The 21,814-nt window shown below is 57.9% G+C and carries 19 protein-coding genes; 12 read left to right on the top strand and 7 right to left on the bottom strand.

Annotated features, from left to right (window positions below; genetic code table 11):
• The first annotated feature begins 173 nt into the window (after positions 1-173).
• Positions 174-1,460 (top strand): OmpP1/FadL family transporter, encoded by a 1,287-nt coding sequence (locus V7680_RS04240; protein WP_335652049.1) that lies wholly within the window; start codon positions 174-176, stop codon positions 1,458-1,460.
• Positions 1,461-1,479: 19 nt separating this feature from the next.
• Here the strand turns inward: V7680_RS04240 and V7680_RS04235 are convergent, their stop codons facing one another.
• The 4 genes from V7680_RS04235 to V7680_RS04220 form a co-directional block, all read right to left on the bottom strand.
• Positions 1,480-2,976, bottom strand: coding sequence for a UdgX family uracil-DNA binding protein (locus tag V7680_RS04235; protein ID WP_335652048.1), 1,497 nt, complete (start codon positions 2,974-2,976; stop codon positions 1,480-1,482).
• A 5-nt stretch (positions 2,977-2,981) separates the two neighbouring features.
• Positions 2,982-4,223, bottom strand: a complete 1,242-nt coding sequence (locus V7680_RS04230) for a putative DNA modification/repair radical SAM protein (protein WP_335652086.1) — start codon at positions 4,221-4,223, stop codon at positions 2,982-2,984.
• An 89-nt stretch (positions 4,224-4,312) separates the two neighbouring features.
• On the bottom strand, positions 4,313-4,888 hold the full coding sequence (locus tag V7680_RS04225) for a hypothetical protein (RefSeq protein ID WP_335652047.1): 576 nt from the start codon (positions 4,886-4,888) through the stop codon (positions 4,313-4,315).
• Positions 4,889-4,966: 78 nt separating this feature from the next.
• Positions 4,967-6,406 carry a M20/M25/M40 family metallo-hydrolase gene (locus V7680_RS04220; RefSeq protein ID WP_335652046.1) on the bottom strand — a complete coding sequence of 480 codons (1,440 nt, stop codon included), beginning with the start codon at positions 6,404-6,406 and terminating at the stop codon, positions 4,967-4,969.
• 227 nt (positions 6,407-6,633) lie between these two features.
• Here V7680_RS04220 and V7680_RS04215 point away from each other — a divergent pair, with 227 nt between their 5' ends.
• The 3 genes from V7680_RS04215 (at position 6,634) to V7680_RS04205 (ending at position 10,093) form a co-directional block, all read left to right on the top strand.
• Positions 6,634-8,379: a vWA domain-containing protein gene (locus V7680_RS04215; RefSeq protein ID WP_335652045.1), complete on the top strand. Its 1,746-nt coding sequence runs from the start codon at positions 6,634-6,636 to the stop codon at positions 8,377-8,379.
• Between the two features lie 204 nt (positions 8,380-8,583).
• A complete protein-coding gene (locus tag V7680_RS04210; protein ID WP_335652044.1) occupies positions 8,584-9,345 on the top strand; it encodes an OmpA family protein in 762 nt (253 codons plus the stop codon).
• Between the two features lie 148 nt (positions 9,346-9,493).
• Positions 9,494-10,093: a hypothetical protein gene (locus V7680_RS04205; RefSeq protein WP_335652043.1), complete on the top strand. Its 600-nt coding sequence runs from the start codon at positions 9,494-9,496 to the stop codon at positions 10,091-10,093.
• A 28-nt stretch (positions 10,094-10,121) separates the two neighbouring features.
• Here the strand turns inward: V7680_RS04205 and V7680_RS04200 are convergent, their stop codons facing one another.
• Positions 10,122-11,438 (bottom strand): hemolysin family protein, encoded by a 1,317-nt coding sequence (locus V7680_RS04200; RefSeq protein ID WP_335652042.1) that lies wholly within the window; start codon positions 11,436-11,438, stop codon positions 10,122-10,124.
• 155 nt (positions 11,439-11,593) lie between these two features.
• On the opposite strand from V7680_RS04200, the gene V7680_RS04195 reads away from it, so the two are divergent.
• Both V7680_RS04195 and V7680_RS04190 read left to right on the top strand, forming a co-directional pair.
• The gene (locus V7680_RS04195; protein WP_335652041.1) at positions 11,594-12,268 is read left to right on the top strand and encodes an OmpA family protein; all 675 of its coding nucleotides are present in this window, start codon (positions 11,594-11,596) and stop codon (positions 12,266-12,268) included.
• 73 nt (positions 12,269-12,341) lie between these two features.
• Entirely contained in the window at positions 12,342-13,109 is a 768-nt protein-coding gene (locus V7680_RS04190) for an SDR family NAD(P)-dependent oxidoreductase (RefSeq protein ID WP_335652040.1), read from the top strand.
• A 9-nt stretch (positions 13,110-13,118) separates the two neighbouring features.
• On the opposite strand, the gene V7680_RS04185 is transcribed toward V7680_RS04190, so the two are convergent.
• Complete coding sequence (locus tag V7680_RS04185) at positions 13,119-14,351, bottom strand: UbiH/UbiF/VisC/COQ6 family ubiquinone biosynthesis hydroxylase (RefSeq protein WP_335652039.1); 1,233 nt, start codon at positions 14,349-14,351, stop codon at positions 13,119-13,121.
• 172 nt (positions 14,352-14,523) lie between these two features.
• On the opposite strand from V7680_RS04185, the gene V7680_RS04180 reads away from it, so the two are divergent.
• The 5 genes from V7680_RS04180 (at position 14,524) to V7680_RS04160 (ending at position 20,241) form a co-directional block, all read left to right on the top strand.
• Positions 14,524-16,833: a DNA translocase FtsK 4TM domain-containing protein gene (locus V7680_RS04180; protein WP_442954969.1), complete on the top strand. Its 2,310-nt coding sequence runs from the start codon at positions 14,524-14,526 to the stop codon at positions 16,831-16,833.
• Positions 16,834-16,927: 94 nt separating this feature from the next.
• Positions 16,928-17,557, top strand: a complete 630-nt coding sequence (locus V7680_RS04175; RefSeq protein WP_335652037.1) for a LolA family protein — start codon at positions 16,928-16,930, stop codon at positions 17,555-17,557.
• A 290-nt stretch (positions 17,558-17,847) separates the two neighbouring features.
• Positions 17,848-18,642, top strand: a complete 795-nt coding sequence (gene xth / locus V7680_RS04170) for an exodeoxyribonuclease III (protein WP_335652036.1) — start codon at positions 17,848-17,850, stop codon at positions 18,640-18,642.
• Positions 18,639-19,736, top strand: coding sequence for a GTP cyclohydrolase II (ribA, locus tag V7680_RS04165; RefSeq protein ID WP_335652035.1), 1,098 nt, complete (start codon positions 18,639-18,641; stop codon positions 19,734-19,736). Before xth ends, ribA begins: the two co-directional genes overlap by 4 nt.
• 43 nt (positions 19,737-19,779) lie before the next feature.
• Positions 19,780-20,241, top strand: a complete 462-nt coding sequence (locus tag V7680_RS04160; RefSeq protein WP_335652034.1) for a DUF3237 domain-containing protein — start codon at positions 19,780-19,782, stop codon at positions 20,239-20,241.
• On the opposite strand, the gene V7680_RS04155 is transcribed toward V7680_RS04160, so the two are convergent.
• Entirely contained in the window at positions 20,217-20,969 is a 753-nt protein-coding gene (locus tag V7680_RS04155) for a class I SAM-dependent methyltransferase (RefSeq protein WP_335652033.1), read from the bottom strand. The genes V7680_RS04160 and V7680_RS04155 overlap by 25 nt on opposite strands.
• Before the next feature lie 182 nt (positions 20,970-21,151).
• On the opposite strand from V7680_RS04155, the gene V7680_RS04150 reads away from it, so the two are divergent.
• On the top strand, positions 21,152-21,637 hold the full coding sequence (locus V7680_RS04150; protein ID WP_335652032.1) for a DUF2165 domain-containing protein: 486 nt from the start codon (positions 21,152-21,154) through the stop codon (positions 21,635-21,637).
• Positions 21,638-21,814 lie beyond the last annotated feature (177 nt).

Below are 21,814 nucleotides of genomic sequence, written 5' to 3'. Positions count from 1 at the left end.
GTCCAGCGGTCAACCGCAAGGGCCATCTGCCGGCAGGCCCAATCACGCCAAGTTTAACTACGCCACCGGCAACCAATGCTTACATGCTGCGCGCGGGTCGGGATCGCTAGTGACGCGCTCCGGCAAACACCCTCTCCCGTTCCGCCGATGCACCAAAAGAAAGTAATATAGTCATGTCCCGTTTCACTGCCCCTGCCGCCAATCGCCAGATCCGTTCGCTGGCCACTATCCTGCTCGCAGGCGCGGCGCTTTGCATGCCGGGCACGGCCCAGGCGACGGACGGCTACTTCCTCAACGGTGTCGGTGCCAAGGCCAAGGGCGCAGGTGGCGTGGCTATTGCAATGCCTCAGGATGCTTTCTCGATTGCCAGCAACCCGGCTTCCGCGACCGTCATCGAGCATCGGCTGGATGTCGGTTTCGAAGTCTTCATCCCCGATCGCGGGGCAGAGATTGTCGGCAATCAGGCGGGGCTCGACGGTACTTATTCCGGCAATGGCGCCAACCCCTTCATCCTGCCCGAATTCGCGTATGTCCGGCCTTTGTCCGACACGGTGTCGATCGGTATCGCAGTCAACGGCAATGGCGGCATGAACACCGATTACGAGACCAACCCTTTCGCCAGTTTCGGCGCCACCGGCGCGGCAGGCGTGAACCTGCGGCAGATCTCGATCGCACCGACCATTGCGGTGGAAATTGCCGAAGGGCAGAGCCTCGGACTTTCGCCGCATTTCGTCGTGCAAAGCTTTGAGGTAGAAGGCATCCAGCCGTTCGCCGCCAATTCACAGGATCCGGCGAATTTCACCAACCGCGGTGAAGACTGGGCCTTTGGCGCGGGCTTCCGCGTCGGCTATCTCGGCAGCTTTGGCGATGATGTCCGCGTCGGCGCTTTCTACCAGTCGAAAGTCTGGACCACCGAGTTCGACCGCTATGCCGGATTGTTCGCGGAACAGGGCGGCTTCAACATGCCCGCATCCTGGGGCGCGGGCGTTTCGGTCGACGCGACGCCGAAGCTGACATTGGGTGTGGATTTCAAGCATATCGAATATTCGGGCGTGAACTCGGTAGGCAACCCGATTGCGTCTTTGCTTCAGGGCGTCCCCTTTGGCGCGGATAACGGTCCCGGCTTCGGCTGGGACGATATCGACGTGTGGAAAGTCGGCGCAGTCTATCAGGCCAGCGACAAGCTGACCCTGCGCGCAGGCTATGGCCGCTCCGACAACCCGGTCCCGCAGTCGGAGACATTGCTCAATATTTTGGCGCCGGGCGTGGTCCGCGATCATTATACATTGGGCGCGACGATCAAGGCATCCGACAATCTAGAGATCACCGGTTACGCAATGCGCGCGCCGCGCCAGACGGTCAACGGCTCCGGATCGATCCCGGCACCCTTTGGTGGCGGCGAGGCGAATATCCGGCTTGCAGAGACGGCTATCGGCTTTTCGCTGGGCTTCGGTTTCTAGGCAAGGGTGCCGGGCATCATCATGGTGCCCGGCCCTGCCTTGCGAAAGCCGCTGCTGCTTCCAGATCACGAACGAATTTCGCATATTCGACCTGTCGTCCCTGCTCGTCGGGGATGCGGAGCAGATAGGACGGGTGGACGGTGATGAGGATCGACCGGCCATCCGCGCCGGACAATATCTCGCCGCGGTGGCGGGCAATTTTTACCGGCTTGCCGGTCAGGCTGCGGGCGGCGGTTGCCCCGAGCGCGACGACCAACTTCGGATCGACCAGCCGGATCTCCTGTTCGACCCACCAGCGATAATAGTTGATTTCGCCGACATTGGGCGTTTCATGGATACGCCTTTTGCCGCGCTGCGTATATTTGAAGCGCTTGACGGCGTTGGTGAGGAAGGTCTGTTGCCTATCAATATGCGCCTCTGCGAATGCCCGATCGAGCAACTGGCCTGCCGGTCCGACAAAAGGCCTGCCCTCCCTGTCCTCCTGATCGCCGGGCTGCTCGCCGATAATCATGATATCGGCATGGTCCGGGCCGATGCCGCGGATCAATCGGTCGGAGAATTTGTCTTTCGGCGCGTCGGGTTGCTGTTCCAGCAGCGCATAGAGCTGATCCAGCGAGGTTGGCAGATTTGCGACCGTTTCATCCATTCTCGGGTCAAATAGCATATCGTCGGGCGTGTGCGCCACCATCGCCTTGACCCGCGCACCGGCCTGCTCCAGCAGCGACGGGATCAGTTCCGCTTCGGGCAGGTTTTTCCAGTATTTCATCGGCATTTCGGATTTCATCGCGTTGATCTTGACCCGGGCGGGGTTGAAGATATTGGCATAATAGGTCCGCCACTCTGCCTCGACAACATCTTCCTGCGGCACGTCCTCCTTGCAGCCACCGGGACCGACCGAGAGCTTCTGCCCATCCCATGCAATGCTCGCGCGGGGCGTGACGATCAGCCAGTCCATGCCGGTGAAGCGGTTGCGGAAAAAGGGCGCTACCGCTTCGGTGATATGATGGTCCGGTTCGAACCACGCGACAAATTGCTCGCGGCCCTCTGACGCGCCGATTTTGCGGAAGCGGACAAAGGCGTGCATCTTGTGAATGTCGCGCCGGATTGCCTTGGCGTAGCGGTTGAGTTTCAGGACGTCGGCATCGGCGGGGTTGCGGTGCAGAGCGGGCACCGATTGCGAACGGTAGAGGAGGCGATAGGCTAGATCGAAACGATCTTCATTGCTGTGCAGCAGCCCGGTGTTGATCAGCGAGAGCAAAGTCTTTGAAATGCGGACTTGGCGCGCAATTTGATCGCTGCTTTTCTCCGGCAAGGCGGCGGGTGGCGACAGATCCAGTTCGCCGCCAGTGCCACGCCCTTCGACCGTCCAGATCACCTGTTCCGGCGCGATACCTGCTTGCAATAACCGTCGCGCATGGTCGCGCCAGCCTTCCAGATCGACTTCGCTGGAGAGCGATATCCGGTAGATACTGTTGGCGAGAGCATCGCCGCCTCTGAAATCTGGCATCATCGTCATGACCGTCAGCCGGGAAACAGGCTGAGCTGTTCGGGTGGCGGTTTCAGCCGGTCGTAGAGATTCAGGGAATCCAGTTGCTTGCCCGGATGCCAGTCGATCGTGGTGATGAACGGCAATATCTTCTTCACCGACTGGCAGATGCGTTCGAGATCGGCGAGACGCAAGGCGGTGAACCGGCGGGCTTGCAATATCTTGCCTACGCCTTTGCCGCCCAGCCCCGGGATGCGCAGCAGGCTTTCCTGATCGGCCAGGTTGATATTGACCGGAAAGCGCGCGCGGTTTTGCAAAGCCCAGGCGAGCTTCGGATCGATGTTAAGGTCGAGTTGCCCCGCGCTACCGCCCTGCATGATTTCTGCGACGGAAAAGCCGTAGAAGCGCAGCAGCCAGTCGGCCTGATACAAGCGGTGTTCGCGCAACAATGGCGGAGCCTGTGCCGGGAGATTGCTGCTGGCGTCGGGGATCGGGCTGAAAGCGGAATAATAAACCCGCTTCAGACCATAGCTGTCATAAAGCCCATTGCTGGTGGTCAGGATCTTGGCGTCGTCGGACGCGTCGGCACCGATTGTCATCTGGGTGCTGTGCCCGCCCGGTGCGAACAGCGGCGCCTTGCGAGAGGTCTTGCGCTCCGCCTTCGCTTCGCGCACCCGCTTGCCGAGATTGTCCATGGTCTGGCGGATCAGCTTGCCGTCTTTTTCGGGTGCCAGCCGCGCGATCGACTCATCGTCGGGCAGTTCGATATTAATCGACAGACGGTCGGCATATTGCCCGGCCTGTTTCAGAAGTTCGGGATCAGCCTCCGGAATGGTTTTCAAATGGATATAACCACCGAAACGATGGACGACCCGCAGGCGGCGCGCCACTTCGACCAGCTGCTCCATCGTATAATCGGGACTGCGGATGATGCCGGAGGACAGGAACAGCCCCTCGATATAATTGCGCTTGTAGAAATCCAGCGTCAGGTCGACGATCTCCTGCACCGTAAAAGCCGCGCGGCGCACATTGCTCGACGAGCGGTTGATGCAATAGAGACAGTCGAACATGCAATAGTTGGTCATCAGGATTTTCAGCAGCGAAATACAGCGCCCGTCCGGCGCATAGCTGTGGCAGATGCCCATCCCGCCCGTGGAGCCAATGCCTCCGGATTTGGCAGAATTGCGCTTGACCGATCCGCTCGACGCGCAAGACGCATCATATTTGGCAGCGTCCGCGAGAATCGCCAGCTTTTCTGATCTAGAGATTTTTGACATAGCCATATAATAGGCTATGTTCTTGTTTTGTTCAACGGCCTAAATCGGTGCGACCAAAATAATCGTGACCCGGGCGATGACCCGATCCCTCAGGACCGAAACAGATCATCCGGATCGAAATCACACCATTGGGCGATCTTAAGATAGGTGGCGGTAAAGCCGGATAGCGAGAAATCGTCGATGATCACGTTCACCTCCCCGCTATGCTCGACCCGCACCGATAGATTATCGCCCTTGCGCATTTTGGTGATCAGATCGGGGACAAAACCACCGGTCAGCGACGCACCGACCATGAAGCGGCCATAAGCGTCCGGGCCGTCGTAATAAGACATTTCCTCGCCGACGCCCACCAGGCTGTTGTCGATGATCAGCGCGAATTTGTCATCCTCCCGCAGCGGCAAAGGTTCGCGGCTGTAAACAATCGGCAAATAACTGGCAGAGCTGTTGAGTCCGCCCTTTTCAAATTCGATGCGGAGCCAGCCCGACCCGTCGCCGCCAGTCGAGATCGCGCAATGGCCATCCTTATATTCGGCATGCCAGTCCTTATAAGACCATTGCCGTTCGGAACTATCCTGAGCAGCGGCTGGCGTGCTGGCCATTGCCAGCAGCACCCCGGCTGACAATCCGCCAAACAGACGGGAAATTCGGGAGTTACAGATTTTCATACCAAGCCTTTTTGCAAAATAGGCCGACGCAACAGAATCTGCGTCGAGGGAGAAAGCATATTCGTCCGAGACCCGCGCTTATTCCGCCAGTTTTTTCAGAATCCAGTACCAGTGATCCAGTCCGCCATAGAAAGACGCGACCGGCAAGCGTTCGTTCAAGCCGTGGGCGAACATGTCGGAGGCTTTCATCGCGGCACCCGAGAGCGCCACCGTGTCATAGCCAAGCGCGCGGTAATGCATGCCGTCGGTTCCGCCCGACTCCATATAGGGCAGGATCGGCAGACCCGGATAGCGCTTGTCGATACTGTACCGGATCGCCGCTTTGACATCGTCGCGGAGTTTGGATTCGGGACTTTCGGTGACGTCGGTGATCAGCTTGAAGCTGACATTGTCATTGCCGATGATGTCTTTCAGCTTCGCCTCTGTTGCAGCAGCCCCCACTCCGGGGAATATCCGGCAATTGACGGTTGCCGTCGCGGATTGCGGCAGGGCATTTTCCGCGTGACCGGCCTGCAACATGGTCGCGACACAGGTTGTACCGAGCGTGCCGACGGTTTCCGGATTGGCTTGTAGGGTTGCGATCGCCGAACTGTCAGTCGGGTCTTCGGCAAAGCGCAGCATCGCCTGCCCCATCTCGCCCGGCGTCAGTTTGCCGGCTGTGGCAAAATAGCTTCTGGTCAGTTCCGTCGCCTGCACCGGAAATTTATAGGCGGCGATTTTGCCCAATGCCTCGGCCAGTTCGTAGATCGCATTGTCGGGGCGCGGGCGGGATGAATGACCACCGGGGTTATTCACGGTCAGCTCGTAGGTGGCGTAGGTCTTCTCCGCAGACTGCACCTGAAACGCGACCGGCGTTCCATCTTCCGCCAGCGCGATCCCGCCGGCATCGCTGTTCAGGATGAAGGCCGGATCGATATTTTCCGCCACATATTTCGCCTGCGCCTCGGTCGAGATCATACCGGTTTCCTCGTCACCGGAAAAAACCAGAACCAGATCGCGCGACGGCTGCCAGCCCTCTGCCTTGAGCCGCAGGAAGGTCGATGTCAGATTTGTGATGCCATATTTATTGTCCATCGTGGCGCGGCCAAAGAAATAGCCGTCCTCTTCGGTCAAAGTGAAGGGCGGGCGCACCCAGTCCTTGGCCAGCGCGTCAACCACGTCCATATGACCCAGCAGAACAATCGGTTTGTCCGTGCTGCCCGCTTTTGCGCGATATGTAACCATCAGCCCCTGGGTTTTTTCGCCGTCGCTGTCATAATCGGTGACTTGAATATCATCGTCGCTGAACCCCGCCTTCTTGAAGCGGTCGACAAGATAGGAGACCATCGCCGGAACCTGTTCCTGACCGCGCGCTGTCCGGAAAGCAATCACATCGCGGTAAATATCCCGCGCCAGTTGCTGATGCGGCGTCAACGCGGCACCGTCCTGCGCCAGCACAGGCTGGGCAGCGAAAGCGCCCGCCAATAGTGCGATCGCCAGCCGGCCAGAATATCTTTGTGTCATCTTCTTTGCGGTCACAACAGTTCCCCCCTAAAAATCGTATCTTATCCGATGGATAAGGAATGTAAATCATTCTATCCATTTCGGTTTGAAGGGCAATGCCGCGACCCATTGTTGAGAGCCTGGCCACGCGTTTTCCGGTCATATCAGGATCGCAATGAATGTAACAACATATCATGCGTTCATTCTCCAGTCAGGCACGATCTGTCAGCTTTGCGATCGGGTCGGAACAATGGAGGGAAACTATGCGGCATTTCAATTTTCCAGGAAAAAGCCTTTCGGTGCTGGCGGTTGCCGGCCTTGCGCTGACATCGGCTACACCGTCACTCGACGCGCGTTCGATCGCCCGTCCGGCTCCGCCCCATCCGGTGAATTGCAGCATATTCTCGCGGGTGAACGAAGACCGCTACACCAATCGGCGGACCGGCGCGCTGCGCGCCTCACCCTCTATGGCACCACCTCCGCCCCCGCCGCCCGCGTCACAAATCGTGACGACCGGCAAGGCCGTGGCCAGCGGTGCGATGGCCGCCGAACGCAGCATGGCACCCTATCCCTACCCCCGACCGCTGCCTTATCCCCAAGCCCAGCCGCAGGATCGCGAACGCTATGACGGCAAGGATGTCGCCAGCATCAAGCGTGTCGCCGACGAACCGGTTTCCACCTTTGCCGTCGACGTCGATACCGGCAGCTATTCCAATGTCCGGCGGTTCCTGAATGAAGGACGCCTGCCGCCGGAAGCGGCTGTGCGGACCGAAGAGATGATCAATTATTTCCGCTATGATTATCCGAAGCCGCGAAATCGCGACACACCGTTCAGCGTCTCCACCGACATTTCCACAACCCCGTGGAATGATAGCAGCCGGCTGCTGAGAATCGGCCTGCGCGGCTATGATGTCGACAGCAACGAACGGCCCCGCGCCAATCTGGTCTTTCTGGTCGACGTGTCCGGATCGATGAACAGCCAGGACAAGCTGCCGCTGGTCAAATCGACTCTGACCGCGCTCGCCAATGAGTTGCGCAGCGACGACCGGGTTTCGATCGTGGTCTATTCGGGCACGGTCGGACTGTTGCTCGCGCCGACCTCGAACAAGGACTATGTCAAACAGGCGGTTGATTGCCTTTCCGCCAGCGGGTCAACCGCCGGCGGCGACGCGCTCAAACTGGCTTATTCAACCGCTCGCGGCAATTTCCTCGATGGCGGGATTAACCGGATCATCATGGCGACCGACGGTGATTTCAATGTCGGCACATCGAATACCGACGAGCTCAAGAAATATGTCGCCAAGCAGCGCGAAAGCGGCGTGACGCTGACCATGCTCGGCTATGGCAGCGGTAATATCCGTGACGAGTTGATGGAGGGCATCGCCAATGTTGGCAATGGCAATTACGCCTATATCGACAGCGCGATGGAGGCCCGCAAAGTGCTGGGATCCGAACTCAGCTCGACCCTGTTCACCATCGCCAAGGATGTCAAAATCCAGATCGAGTTCAATCCGGCGCATGTGAAGGAATATCGCCTGATCGGCTATGAAAACCGCCTGCTGGCCGAAGAGGATTTTGCCAATGACAAGATCGACGCCGGTGATATCGGTGCCGGGCATCAGGTAACCGCGCTCTACGAGGTCATGCCGACCAATGCGTCCGGCTGGCTTCCCGAGCGGCGCTATCCCGCCAACCGGGTGGTTGAACGGCAACCGGATTTCAACGGCGAAATGGCGCAGGTCAAGTTGCGCTATAAATTGCCCGATGGCGACAAATCACGGCTGATCACCCGGCCGATCGCCTCGCGAGACCTGCGTTCGGCAAGCCGCCCAAGCGGGGACATGGCTTTTGCTGTCGCGGTAGCCGCCTTTGGCCAGAAGCTGCGCGGGGACAAATATCTCGGCGACTATGATTTCCGGAATATCGGATTGCTCAGCGGCGATGGCGGCGATTACTGGCGTCAGGAATTCCGCAAACTGAACGATCTGGCGGATAGCAGCAGCGGTTGAATAAACGGAGGCCGACAGGTTTGCGCGACATAGTTATCGAAATTAACCTAATTTGGTAACCTTTTGTATCATATAGGCACAGCTTCTACGGGAAAGCCGCAGGGTGGTGGCGTGTCCTAACTGGACTCGCGCATCATTATCCGCCATTTTGCTCAATCATTTTTGAGAAATGGTGTTGGGTCGAAACAGGGACTGAGGTTAGCTATGGAATTTGGAGGCAAGATTTTGGTCGGCGCGGCGGCAACGGTCGCCTTGGGGCTGGTAGGCCATATTTTATCGGGCGAGAGCTTCATTTCCGGTCTGGAACAGAATGCGCGGACCGAATTGGCCGCGCGGGGACTGGATAATGCCACTGTAACCCTTGGACGCGCTCCTCTCTCCCGCAGCGCCATTCTGGACGGCGAGCTGGCGGACGATATGAAGCAGGAAGCCTTGGGTGTGGTCGCAGCGATCCCCGGCATCTCCGGCGCAAGCTGGCTCGGCCAAAAAGAAGCCACACCAGCTGAAGCCGACCAAAGCGGTTCAGCAACGGCAAATTCGGCCACGGATGGCAAGATCGCCAAATGCCAGGACGGTGTCGACAAAATTATCGAAACGAGAAAAATCAGCTTTCGCTCCGGCAGCGCTTATGTGTCACCCGACTCCAATCAAATTCTGGACATACTCGCAACGGCTCTGAAGCCATGCGATGGACTGTCGATAGCGGTGGAAGGCCATACCGACGACAATGGCGACAAAGCTGTCAACAAGGTCATGTCGCAAGAGCGGGCCGACCGGATCAAGGCCGGTCTGGTCGACCGCGGGATTCCCGCAGACCTGATTACCGCAACCGGCTATGGCTCAACTCGCCCGCGCGCAAAGGGTAACGATGCCGCGGCTGATGCGCAGAACCGGCGGATAGAATTCCGGATCGGATCTGCGAATGGTGCACCAAAAAATGGTGCCAAAGCGCAACAGGGAGAATGAACCATGCCACTTTTGCTTGAAAATCTGTTGCTCCTTCTGATTACTTTTGCAATTGGCCTCGCCATCGGCTGGTTTATCTGGGGCCGCAGCACCGAAGAATATTAGCCGAGAACGGCAATGAACCAGATTAATACGGGGTTTTGATAAGATGATTACGCTGATTACCGCCAACTGGCTGCTTTACGTGATTGCATTGTTCATTGGCGTTGCGACGGCTTTTTGGGTCTGGGCAGCATCCGGTGGAGAAGCCTCCGTCGACGGATTCAACGCCGAGGACGGACTTCTGGAGAAAGCCGGCCAACCGGTCCAGCCAGCAGAGCCCCGGCCCGAGCCCGCACCGCCAGTTGTGACAGCACCTGCGCCCGCGCCGGCCAAGTCGGCAGTAGAACCTGCCAAGGTAGCCGCGACGCCGGTCGTCACCACCCCGAAACCAAGCCTCAAACCAGCCGCCAAGGTGGAGGCTGCACCCGCGCCTGCCGGCCAGCCGAAGATAGCCGCAGCCGTCGGGGAACCGGACAACCTCCGTCTGATCAAAGGCGTTGGTCCGAAGCTGAACACATTACTCAACAATCTTGGTGTCACCCGGTTCGACCAGATCGCCGGATGGAAAGAAGCGGAAATCACAGAGGTCGACCAATATCTCGAGAATTTCGCCGGACGGATCACCAGAGACGCCTGGATCGATCAGGCCAAATATCTGGCCAAGGATGATATCGCCGGTTTCGAAAAGAAATACGGCAAGCTCTAGGATCAGGACCCTCGGGTCCTGACCTCATTCAATCTACTTCGGGATTGCCTGCGCGGACGATCAACTTGTCGATCTTGCGGCCGTCCATGTCGACAATCTCGAAAATCCAGTCCTGATCTTCGAACGTCTCGCCTTCTTCCGGCAAGTGGCGCAATTGCGCCAGTGCGTGACCGGCGACGGTGGCATAGTCGCGGTCTTCCGATAGCCTGATTCCCAGCCGTTCGGCCAGCGCATCAATCGCCATCGCACCGGACACCAGATAGCTGCCATCGGCGCGTTCGATCAGGCTGCGCTGGGTTCTTTCATCCCGGTCGGACACAAATTCGCCAGCGATAGAACTGAGCAGGTCATTGGGCGTCACTATCCCTTCGAAATGGCCATATTCGTCGTGCACCAGCACCATCGGTACTTCTGCCTCGCGGAGTATATCCAGCGCGTCGAGCGCATCAAGCTGGTCAGGAACCTTCTCGAGCGGACGCATTAACTTGCGCAGATCGAGCAGTTCGCCACCCAATTGCGCCGCAACGATATCGCGCGCCTGGACAACACCGCAAATATCATCGACCGAATCTTCGGCCACCGGAAAACGGCTGTGCGGCGAGCCGATCAACACCCGGTGGATTTCCTCGGTCGTCGCCCCGACGTTGAGCCAGTCGACTTCGGTCCGCGGAGTCATCACCTCGCGGATCGGACGGTCGGCCATCCGCACGACACCGGCGATGACCGCGCGCTCATGTTCTTCGATCACCCCGGAACGGGTAGCTTCGGCAAACACCATCTGCAATTCGTCGGCGGTGACGTGACTGGTTTCGTCGCGCTTCATCCCCATCATCCGGAAGATCAGCGCGCTGCTATTGTCGAGCACCCAGACCAGCGGCGCCGAAATACGCGCCAGTATCGCCATCGGCTGAGCCATGACAATCGCGATCCGCTCTGCCGAACGTAGCGCAATCTGCTTGGGTACCAGTTCGCCGATCACCAGCGAGGCGTAAGTAGTCAGGCCGATCACCAGCACAAAGCCGACGGTGCCCGACAGTTCGGAGCTCATCCCCAACGCCTGCAACCGCTCCGCTGTTGGTCCACCAAGGCTGGCGCCGGAAAACGCGCCGGCAACAATGCCGATCAGGGTGATACCGATTTGCACGGTGGATAGAAATTTGCCGGGATCGCTGGCCAGACGCAACGCGGTTTTTGCTCCGCGATTGCCTTGATCGGCCAGACTGTGCAAATTCGCCTTGCGCGCAGAGACAATCGCCAGCTCCGACATGGCAAATATGCCATTGATCAGCACCAGCAGAATAATGATCGCGACGTCAAACCAGGGAAAGGGTGTCATATTGTCCATTGAAAGGGCGAAATGCCATAAGCCCTTTAGCAGCATGTTTTACATAATCTCAAGTTTGCTGTCAGTCACCGTTCATTTAGCGTAGGTTAAGTGGAACCTTCTGGTCGGCGGGGCGTTATCCTGACTGGACAGATATTTCTACAAGGGAAAAGAAAATGCGGATAAACAGATCAATAATCGCGGCAGCTTCACTAAGCGCTCTGGCACTGACCAGCGGCTGCGTCACCAATCCTGAAACCGGGAACAAGACCATTTCAAAAGCAGCCATCGGCGGCATCGGCGGGGCCCTGGGTGGCTATCTGCTGGGTGACGTTTTGGGCGGCAAGAATGATCGTACCGCGAAAATCATTGGCGCTGGCGTCGGTGGCCTCGCTGGTGCGGGCATCGGTATCTATATGGACGAACAGGAAAAGAAACTGCGCGAACAGACGGCCGGTACCGGTATCGACGTCACCCGTGAAGGCGACAATCTGATCCTCAACATGCCGTCCAACGTGACCTTCGGTGTCGACAGCAGTGCTATCAGTCCTGCGTTTCAAACCACTCTCAGCAATGTTGCAGATACGCTTTCGCGTTATGAAAAGAGCTATGTCGACGTGCTTGGCCATACCGACAGCACTGGTAGCGACTCCTACAATCAGTCCCTGTCCGAACGTCGGGCAGAGTCGGTTGCCAATTTCTTGGCCAACAGCGGCGTCCAGCGCGCTCGTCTGGCAACAAGAGGCTATGGCGAAAGCCAGCCGGTCGCCAGCAACAGCACAGAAGCAGGCCGGGCAGCCAACCGTCGGGTCGAAATCAAGATCGTTCCGATTGCACAGTCCGATCTGTAAATCCAATATAGCGCTTGCGCTAAACCATTGATTACGGGCATCCTCTTCGAAAATCAGAAGAGGATGCCCGATTATGACTATACCCAATTTTTCTATCGATCTGACAGGTCGCACCGCAATAGTAACGGGTGCTTCCGCCGGATTGGGACGCCGGTTCGCCAAAGTATTGGCTGCCTGCGGGGCTAAAGTTGCCTGCACGGCACGCCGCAAGGACAAGCTGGACGATCTGGTCGACGAGATCAGCGCTGAGGGCGGCACCGCCAAAGCCTTTGCTCTCGATGTACGCGATATCGAACAGCTTCAGGCAATCATCCCCGCGGTCACCGAGGCGCTCGGCCAGCCCGACATTTTGATAAACAACGCCGGGATCGTTGATGCCGAACGCGCCACCAAGATGTCGCCAGAACTAATTAATGATGTCTTCGATACCAATTTGCGCAGCGTCTTCATTCTCTCGAACGAATTTGCCCGGCCGCTGATCGCGCAGAAAATGCCTGGCCGGATCGTTAACATCGCTTCCATCGCCGCCACCCATTACGACGGTCACGGCGCCGCGCTCTACTCAACGACCAAAGCCGGAGTAGTCCGGGTGACCGAAACGCTGGCGGTGGAATGGTCGAAATTCCATATCAACGTCAACGGCATCGCACCGGGCGCCTTTTCATCGGACATGATGGACGGCATGCTCGACCGGATGGGCGACTTTTCCGTCCATTTCCCGCGTAAACGGCTGGGTCAGCCGGAACAGATGGACAGCACCTTGCTGTTTCTGGTGTCCCCGTCTTCCGACGCTGTGACCGGCACCGTGATCAAGATCGATGACGGCCAGGGTTCTCGCTAGGCTCTAATCCTAGACCATTTCGCCCCTGAGCAACTTCGGCAGATCGCCGGTCTCGCCCTTCGCTTCCGCCATGAATTGCGCCTTGAGCGGCGGGATCCGCTGTACCAGCGCGATGCCCATGCGCCGGATCGCCGAAGAGGTTTCTCCCGGTAGGCCGAACAATCGGGTCAAGATATCGGTCGCGGCAGAGACCATCATATTGTCGAGGCTGCGCCAGCGGTCATAGCGAGCGAGAATTTGGGAATCCCCAAGATCAAGCCCCGTGCGAGCACCTTCGACCAGACATTCGGTGAGCGCGGCAACATCGCGCAAGCCGAGGTTGAGCCCCTGCCCCGCGATCGGGTGGATGCCATGACCCGCGTCACCGATGAGCACCAGCCGGTCGGCGGTGAGATGGGAACTGTGGTGGAAACCCAGCGGGTAGGTCTGGCGATCGGTGAGCAGCTCGAGCTCGCCAAGAAACCCACCGGTTTTCTTCATCATCTCCGCGACAAAGGCGCGCTTGTTGATCTTGGCAAAGGCCGGCCCGTCTTTTCTGGAGAGCGTCCATACCACCGCCGAACGATGCTTGCCGTCCGCATCATCGAGCATCGGCAGGATCGCAAAGGGTCCAGCCGGGAAGAATAGTTCATAAGCGGCATTGCCGTGCGGTTTCTCATGCGCGATTTTGCAAACAATCGCGCTATGATCATATTGCCAGTGGGCCATGATGATCCCGGCCTCTTCCCGCATCCGACTGCCCCGGCCGTCGGCTGCGATAAGCAGCGACGCGGAGAGCTGCTTGTCATTGTCGAGCGTGATATTAACGCGATGTTCCTGGCGATCACAGCTTGCCACCTGCGTCGACAGATGCAGATCGATGCCGTCCGCGGCTTTTGCCGCCTCGAACAGCAGCCGGCGCAAGACCGCGTTTTCGACCATGATGCCCATCGGGCCTTCACCCTCGCCCGGTACAAAATCCAGAGTGCCCGGCTTCAGCCCGTCGTTGACCAGTATTTTGTCGATATTGCAGCCATGTGGTCGGAGCTTCTCTGCTAGGCCAATGGCGTCGAACATGTTCCAGCTGGCGCTGTTGATCGCCGAAACCCGCGCATCATTCTGGGGGTTCAGCAAATCATCCGGCTCGGCGCGGTCGATGATAGCGACACGCAATCCATGGGCGGCCAGAGTCAGCGCCTGGGTCAGACCGATCATGCCCGCACCCAATATGATGATATCGCTATTTCGAGAATCAGATTCCATCGAGACGCCTTTCCGAGCCATAATATGCGATATAGGTAGGCATCGATGGTCGGGAAAGAAAGGCAAATCCGGTAAAATAACGCCAAGAAACTTGACGGAGAGTCCCCGATTCGCGCAAAGGAGCGTTTAGTTAACGCGCGCCTTCGGCTGGGGTGACGCACGGGAGTATATGATGGCGGAAAAAGCCAAAGAAGCGAACTGGCGCGAGATCATGCGTCTCAGCCTGTTGCGCAGTGGTGCCTTGATCGGCGCGATCGCGATCGGGCTGGCGACCGCCTTCCTGTTTCTGGCCCTGGTCAGTTATTCGCCCAGCGACCCGGCTTTCAACACGGCGGCGGGTAGCGTAGACCATAACTGGATGGGCATTTCCGGTTCCTATCTGTCCGATCTCTTGTTGTCGCTGATCGGCTTGCCGGTGGTCCTGTTCCTGCCGCTGATGCTGGTACTCGCCAATCGTCTGTGGCGGGACATTCCGCAGCCTGGCTGGAAAAAGCAATTATTGTGGTGCCTGCTAGCGACATTGCTAGTCGGCTTCAGTCTGGCATTGTGGTTCCCGGAACCGCAGATGGAATTGCCGGCGGGCATGGGCGGACTAGCGGGCATGTTGCTGGCAAACGGGGCCCTCGCCGGCCTCAACGCAATCTCTGCCAGCTGGAGCGGCTTGGCCTCGGGAATTCTGATCGCCCTGACCCTGTCATGCGGACTGGTCCTTAGCTATACATGCTTGCGGCTCGAAAAGCCTCTATTTTCAGGAACTTCGCTGAAAATCCCGACGGTCAAAAATCCCTTCGTTCAGAAAGACGAGGGACTGGTTATCGAGCCCGATCGTTCCGGTGCTGTAAAAGCCAAGAAGGACCCGGCTCCGCGCAAAGAGGTCAAGCCCGACAATCGACCACCACCGGAAATCAGCGACCGTGCCTTGCCACCGAAGAAAGCCAGCGCCAACAAGGCCAAACAGGGCGATTTCTTCGGTCCCTATGTATTGCCTTCGCTCGATCTGCTGACACCTGCACCCGAACAGAATAACAATGTGATCGACAAGGCCGGTCTCGAGCGTAACGCTCGACTGCTGGAATCGGTGCTCGACGATTTTCACGTCAAGGGCACGATCAATGCGGTCCGTCCCGGTCCCGTCGTCACCATGTACGAGCTGGAACCGGCGCCTGGCATCAAGGCCAGCCGCGTGATCCAGCTAGCCGAGGATATCGCCCGCAACATGTCGGCGCTATCGGCGCGCGTCGCAGCAATACCCGGTCGCACAGTCATGGGCATAGAATTGCCCAACGCGACCCGCGAAATGGTGGTGCTTCACGAGATGGTCGGTAGCGACAGCTTCGCCGAACAGACTGGCAAGCTCCCGATCATATTGGGCAAGAATATATCCGGCGATCCGGTGATTGCCGATCTTGCGCCGATGCCGCATCTGCTCGTCGCCGGTACCACCGGTTCGGGTAAATCAGTCGGCCTGAACTGCATGATCCTGTCGCTGCTCTACCGGCTGACGCCCGACGAGTGCAAAATGATCATGATCGATCCCAAGATGCTCGAACTCAGCACCTATGACGATATTCCGCATCTCTTGTCGCCGGTAGTTACCGAGCCGGCCAAGGCGATCCGCGCGCTGAAATGGGCGGTCGAGCAGATGGAAGAACGCTACCGGATGATGTCGTCCATCTCTGTGCGAAATCTCGCCAATTATAACGAAAAGGTAAAGGGCGCCAAGGCCAAGGGCCAGCCGCTTGGCCGCCGCGTCCAGACCGGCTATGACCCTGAAACATCGCGCCCGATCTACGAGGAAGAACAGCTCGATTTCGAAGTGCTGCCGCAGATCGTGATCATCGTCGACGAGCTCGCCGACCTGATGATGACAGCCGGCAAGGAAGTCGAATTTCTGATCCAGCGGCTCGCGCAAAAGGCACGTGCTGCCGGCATCCACCTGATCATGGCCACCCAGCGTCCGTCTGTCGACGTCATCACCGGCGTCATCAAGGCCAACTTGCCGACCCGGATCAGCTTCCACGTCACTTCCAAAATCGATTCCCGCACCATTCTCGGTGAACAGGGCGCCGAGCAGCTGCTCGGCAAGGGCGATATGCTCTATATGCCCGGTGGCAAGCAACTGACCCGCGTGCACGGCCCATTTGTCTCCGATGACGAAGTCCGGCGGGTCGCCGATCACTGGCGCTCGCAGGGTGCGCCGGACTATATCCAGGCCGTGACAGAAGAGCCGGAAGACGGCAGTTTCGCTCTCGATGGAGCAGATTTGAGCGACAATAAGGAAGACCGGCAATATACGCAGGCCTGCCAGATTGTCTTCGAAAGCCAGAAAGTCTCGACCAGCTGGCTGCAGAGGCAATTGCGGATCGGCTATAACACCGCCGCGCGGATCATCGACCGGATGGAGGAAGATGAATTCATCAGCGCGCCCAACCATATCGGTCGCCGGGAAGTGTTGCGCGATCAACATGGCCAGCCGCTCTAGGGACCGGACCCGGTCCGTTTGCTGACAAAGTGATTAAGCCATTGTTCAATCGCCACTGGCTAGGCAGATGTCTTGATTATCTGGAGTTTTCTTAATGTTGAAATATGGTTTCGCCTTGATCGCTGCGCCGTTGGCCCTGACAGCAAGCCTGCCCGCCACCGCCCAGCAAAGCCCTTCCGACAGTCTGTCAAAAATATCGAACCATTTGCGTTCGATGTCGACGATGACTGCGACTTTCAGCCAGACCGACCGCAGCGGTCAATTGCTGTCCGGGAAGCTGACAATAAAGCAACCCGGCAAAATCCGCTTTCAATATCAGAAAGACGCCAATCTGCTGATCGTCGGAGACGGAAAAGCTCTGACATTGATCGACTATGATGTGAACCAGGTACAGCGCTGGCCAATCAGCAACAGCCCGCTCTCTGCGTTGCTCAATCCCGAACGCGACCTGTCCAAATATGGCAAGATCGTTCCGACTCGCAATCCCAATGTGCTGAGCGTTGAAGTCAACGACCCCAAACGTCCGGAATATGGCGTAATTACAATGGTATTCAGCAAAAAATCGGGCGCGCCCGGCGGGTTGGCTCTGGATGGCTGGGTTTCACTGGACTCGAAAAATAATCGCACGTCGATCCGACTTTCCAATCAGAAATTCGGTGTTCCGGTGTCCAATAGCAGCTTCAACTGGACCGATCCCCGGATAAAAAGTCGCGGCAAGCGATGAAACGAGACGAACTACCGATCAGCAGAATATGATATTTTTTCTGTTCATATTCGCGACAGAATGACAGGACTATAACCTAACACAGGATGAGAAGAGGCAGTCAGGTCTTCCCCCTGTTACCTGACGAAACATGCCTCAACCCATTCTTTTGCGTGACGAACGCGAGTTAGCCCCCACCTCCTTAATGCCCCCGGAGGTGGGGGTTTTACATTCTCTACCGATAGAAATACTGCCCGACCCAATCGCCTTTGGGCTTGGGTTTCTTCGCGAGCGTGGCTAGTAGACTCGGCATGAGCGATACCCTGAAAATTGTAAGCTGGAATATTAACAGCATCCGCGCCCGCCTCGACATCGTCGAGCGCTTCCTCACCGAGGAAGCACCCGATGTTCTGTGCCTGCAGGAAACCAAAGTGCGCAATGAACAATTCCCCGAAGGAATGTTCCGGCGCCTCGGCTATAATCATCAAATACTCAACGGCCAGCAGATGCACCATGGCGTTGCGATCATCAGCCGTGTGCCGCTGCACAAGGATGAACGGTACGACTGGCAGGATAATGGCGAAGCCCGCCATGTCGGCGCGGTGCTGCAAAATGGTGTAAGAATCGAGAATGTCTATATTCCTGCTGGCGGCGAAGTGGCCGACAGAACCATCAATCCCAAATTCGGCCAGAAGCTCGACTTCTTCGGGCGGATGACCGAATGGTCGACCAATCTTAAAGAACCGACGATCCTGATGGGTGACTTCAACGTCGCCCCGCTGGCCTCCGATGTCTGGAACCACAAAGCCCTGCTCAAGGTCGTCAGCCACACCCAGATCGAGATCGATCATCTCTACAAGATGCGCGACGCCCATGGCTGGGTCGATGTCGGCCGCAAGCTGATTCCCGATCCCGAGCGGCTATTCACCTGGTGGAGCTATCGCGCCAAGGACTGGCGCGCATCGGACAAGGGCCGGCGGCTCGACCATGTCTGGGTCAGCCCGGAACTGGGTGACAAGGCGGTCAGCCATTCGGTTCTCGAAGACGCGCGCAGCTGGGGCAAGCCATCGGATCACGCGCCATTGATCACGGAATTCGAATTTTGAACACAGCGCCTCTCGACGGGGCCCGTAAGGTAGATGGGGCTGATAAGGCTGCCGCCCGCCGTGCGGCCCGCGCGATCGATGCGCTCCGCCGGGGCTGGCCTATCGGAGTGGAAGCGGAAGGCAAACGCCTGAACCTGTTGCCGGTCGAGACCGCTGATCTGGAGGCGGCCCTGCCCTCCTCCGGGACGATATCGCTGATCATCTCCGCCAGCCGCGCAGCGACGCTGAAACTGCTCAACCAGTTTGCCGCCGCCGACCCGAACCTGCCGATCCAGATCAGCCTGTCCGCGCCGGTAACGGCAGCCGAAATTATCGCGATCGTCGATCCGGTGCTCGACATGCGCTATCCGATGAAGGGCCCGTTCCGCAGCGAGACGCTGACCAATGCGCCCGCCGCCACCGCAGCGATGGAACTCGCTCGGCACGGTGGCCTGCTGCCTGCCTTCGTGATTGTCGATGGCTCTGAAGATATCACACAAGCAGAGGATGTTGCGGCCTTTGCCGACGCCGACGCGCTGATCATCAGCGCCCATGCCAGACTTCCCGTCGCCGCCAATAGCGAAGCGCATATCTACGGCTTCCGCAGCGATGCTGACTCCACCGACCATATCGCTCTGGTCGTCGGCAAGCGCGACAGCAGCACGCCGATCGTCCGCCTGCACAGCGAATGTCTGACTGGCGATGTCCTCGGCAGCCTGAAATGCGATTGCGGCCCGCAGCTCCACGCTGCGCTCGACCAGATGGGCGAAGCGACCTGGGGTGTGCTGCTTTATCTACGGCAGGAAGGACGCGGGATCGGCCTGATCAACAAGCTGCGCGCCTATGCCTTGCAGGATCAGGGCTTTGATACGGTCGATGCCAACCAGCGGCTCGGTTTTGCCATTGATGCGCGGGATTTCTCGATCGCCGCCCGGATGCTGGATCTGCTCAACGTGCCCAAAGTCAAATTGCTGACCAACAATCCGGAAAAAGTGGAAGGTTTGGAAGCATGTGGCGTGACCGTCGAAGAGCGCCTGCCGGTCAAGATTGCGGCCAATCCGCACAATGAATTTTACCTCGATACCAAGCGCGACCGGACCGGGCACAAATTATAACGCTCATGGCGAACCTGCCTGAGCAACAGAAAAGACATCCCCGATGACACAGCTCAAACACGAACATCTGATAACCCTGACCCTGACGGTCGATTTCGCGAACATGTTGATGATCGGCAAGACGCCGGCCGGATTGCGCCGCATTGCTCCGGTCACCAGCGGCCGCTTCTCTGGTGAACGCCTGAACGGCAAAGTCCTGCCCGGCGCCGACTGGGTGATCAACCGGCCCGACGGTGTCATGGAAATCGATGTCCGCTTGCCGCTGCAAACCGACGACGGGGCGATGATCTACCTGACCTATCAGGGCCGCTTTCTGGCCGAGCCGGAAGTCATGGCGCGCTTCGCCAAGGGTGCGGTGCTGAAACCGGAAGAATATTCGCTGGCGGTTACCGCAAAGTTCGAAGCCGGAGCAGAACAATATCTCTGGCTGAACAATGTCGTCGCCGCAGGAACCGGCGAACAGACCGCAGATGGTCCGATCTATTCCTTCTTCGAGATCGGTTGAGCAACCACCAAACGATAGCCGACGTCGAGGCTATCCAACTCCATCAGATGGTCATAACGGTCCTGCCAGACACCAGATGCCAGATCCTGTTCCAGCTTTACCAAAGTATCCGCGATATTCTCGAGCTTTGAAAAGGTGGATATTGCGGCACGAACCTGGGGATCAAGATAGGCACGAGGACGTTGCCAATAGGCGCCCAGGAAGCCGTCGGTACAATCGCGGGGTATCGGGATGGTTTTGATTTCGGTTCTGACTAAAATCCGTTCGAACGCCTCCAGCTTTGGCATGATCGGCTGATCGAGTTTGATAATTTCCGGGATATAATCGGCCAGCCAGAAATAGTGCGATTCCGGGTCGAAGGTCAGGATCACCAATGGGCCTTTTGCAACCCTGCGCATTTCACGAAGACCAGCATCGAGATCCGACCAGTGGTGAACCGTCAGCACCGCCATTGCAGCGTCAAACTGATCATCCGCAAAGGGCATCTCTTCGGCCGCCCCCTGATAGGCCGTTGCAGATCCGGGTGGGCGTTGACCGATCATCTCGGCTGACGGGTCCAGCGCAATCACCACTCGATCCGTTGGTTCGTAGGAGCCGGTTCCGGCCCCGACATTCACCACCGACCTGGAGTCACCAAGCGCATCGTGGATCGCTCGGGCGATCCTGAAATCAGGTTTACGTTTGTGCGAATAACCGACGCCAATTTTGTCATATACTGCGCTCATCATTGCAGCCTAGCGTCAGGCGATATTCTTCGCCAGCCTGTTCCGAAAGCTTCGCAAGCGATCTGAAGCATTATATATCGACCGCCACGAACAACGATTCTGAAAATCACGCTAGATTCGTTGAGAAAAATCGCTTCAATTGAAGAACGCGAAAGCATATCGTTATCCACGAGGGGGACAATAGCATGTTACGCATCTTGAAAATCTTGTTGATTGTAAGCGTCGGCACCTGGGCCGTGCTCGGCGCCTTTGGCAATATTCTCGACTGGAACGGAACGACGGGCGCCGTGGCTGCTACGACTTCCATGTCGACATTTGACGGTGGCGCCGACGATTGGCGAGCCACATCCAATCCCGCGATAGTTCTGGCCGGGGCCTTGGCCATCATATTGCTCAAATCTGCCAGCGCAATTTTGTGCCTGACCGGAGCGTGGCAGATGTGGACCGCGCGTGGAGCTGACACCGTCGCCTTTTCACAGGCCAAGACATACGCGCTCGCCGGCTGTGGGGTCGCTATTTTCATGCTGTTTTCCGGATGGATCGTCATCGCCGAAACATGGTTCGAATTGTGGCGATCCGAGGTCCTGCGCGAAGCGGCGCTCGACGCTGCCTTCCGCTATTGCGGGATGATCGGATTGATTGCGCTGTTTGTCGGGATGCGCGACGAATAGGCCGGCCACTTTTTCTGTAGTGAAAAAGGGCCGACCCGTCAGTCTGTAGAAATTGCGATCAATGGACCAGACAATCTCCGGCTCTATATTTCCCTAGAACGGTACGTCGTCGTCCAGATCGCTGTCAAAAGCGCCGCCGCCCTGACCGCCGCCGCCTGGCTTGCTGTCGAGCATTTC

Origin of the sequence: Parasphingorhabdus sp. (assembly GCF_036963705.1) — a bacterium.
Lineage (GTDB): Bacteria > Pseudomonadota > Alphaproteobacteria > Sphingomonadales > Sphingomonadaceae > Parasphingorhabdus.
This window is presented reverse-complemented; position numbering and strand designations above follow the sequence as displayed.

What these genes read in the sequence shown, in the direction of transcription:
- V7680_RS04240 (WP_335652049.1), top strand. Translation starts at nt 174, where the DNA reads ATGTCCCGTTTCACTGCCCCTGCCGCCAATCGCCAGATCCGTTCGCTG.
- V7680_RS04235 (WP_335652048.1), bottom strand. Translation starts at nt 2,976, where the DNA reads ATGACGATGATGCCAGATTTCAGAGGCGGCGATGCTCTCGCCAACAGT.
- V7680_RS04230 (WP_335652086.1), bottom strand. Translation starts at nt 4,223, where the DNA reads ATGTCAAAAATCTCTAGATCAGAAAAGCTGGCGATTCTCGCGGACGCT.
- V7680_RS04225 (WP_335652047.1), bottom strand. Translation starts at nt 4,888, where the DNA reads ATGAAAATCTGTAACTCCCGAATTTCCCGTCTGTTTGGCGGATTGTCA.
- V7680_RS04215 (WP_335652045.1), top strand. Translation starts at nt 6,634, where the DNA reads ATGCGGCATTTCAATTTTCCAGGAAAAAGCCTTTCGGTGCTGGCGGTT.
- V7680_RS04210 (WP_335652044.1), top strand. Translation starts at nt 8,584, where the DNA reads ATGGAATTTGGAGGCAAGATTTTGGTCGGCGCGGCGGCAACGGTCGCC.
- V7680_RS04205 (WP_335652043.1), top strand. Translation starts at nt 9,494, where the DNA reads ATGATTACGCTGATTACCGCCAACTGGCTGCTTTACGTGATTGCATTG.
- V7680_RS04200 (WP_335652042.1), bottom strand. Translation starts at nt 11,438, where the DNA reads ATGGACAATATGACACCCTTTCCCTGGTTTGACGTCGCGATCATTATT.
- V7680_RS04195 (WP_335652041.1), top strand. Translation starts at nt 11,594, where the DNA reads ATGCGGATAAACAGATCAATAATCGCGGCAGCTTCACTAAGCGCTCTG.
- V7680_RS04190 (WP_335652040.1), top strand. Translation starts at nt 12,342, where the DNA reads ATGACTATACCCAATTTTTCTATCGATCTGACAGGTCGCACCGCAATA.
- V7680_RS04185 (WP_335652039.1), bottom strand. Translation starts at nt 14,351, where the DNA reads ATGGAATCTGATTCTCGAAATAGCGATATCATCATATTGGGTGCGGGC.
- V7680_RS04180 (WP_442954969.1), top strand. Translation starts at nt 14,524, where the DNA reads ATGGCGGAAAAAGCCAAAGAAGCGAACTGGCGCGAGATCATGCGTCTC.
- V7680_RS04175 (WP_335652037.1), top strand. Translation starts at nt 16,928, where the DNA reads ATGTTGAAATATGGTTTCGCCTTGATCGCTGCGCCGTTGGCCCTGACA.
- xth (WP_335652036.1), top strand. Translation starts at nt 17,848, where the DNA reads ATGAGCGATACCCTGAAAATTGTAAGCTGGAATATTAACAGCATCCGC.
- V7680_RS04160 (WP_335652034.1), top strand. Translation starts at nt 19,780, where the DNA reads ATGACACAGCTCAAACACGAACATCTGATAACCCTGACCCTGACGGTC.
- V7680_RS04155 (WP_335652033.1), bottom strand. Translation starts at nt 20,969, where the DNA reads ATGATGAGCGCAGTATATGACAAAATTGGCGTCGGTTATTCGCACAAA.
- V7680_RS04150 (WP_335652032.1), top strand. Translation starts at nt 21,152, where the DNA reads ATGTTACGCATCTTGAAAATCTTGTTGATTGTAAGCGTCGGCACCTGG.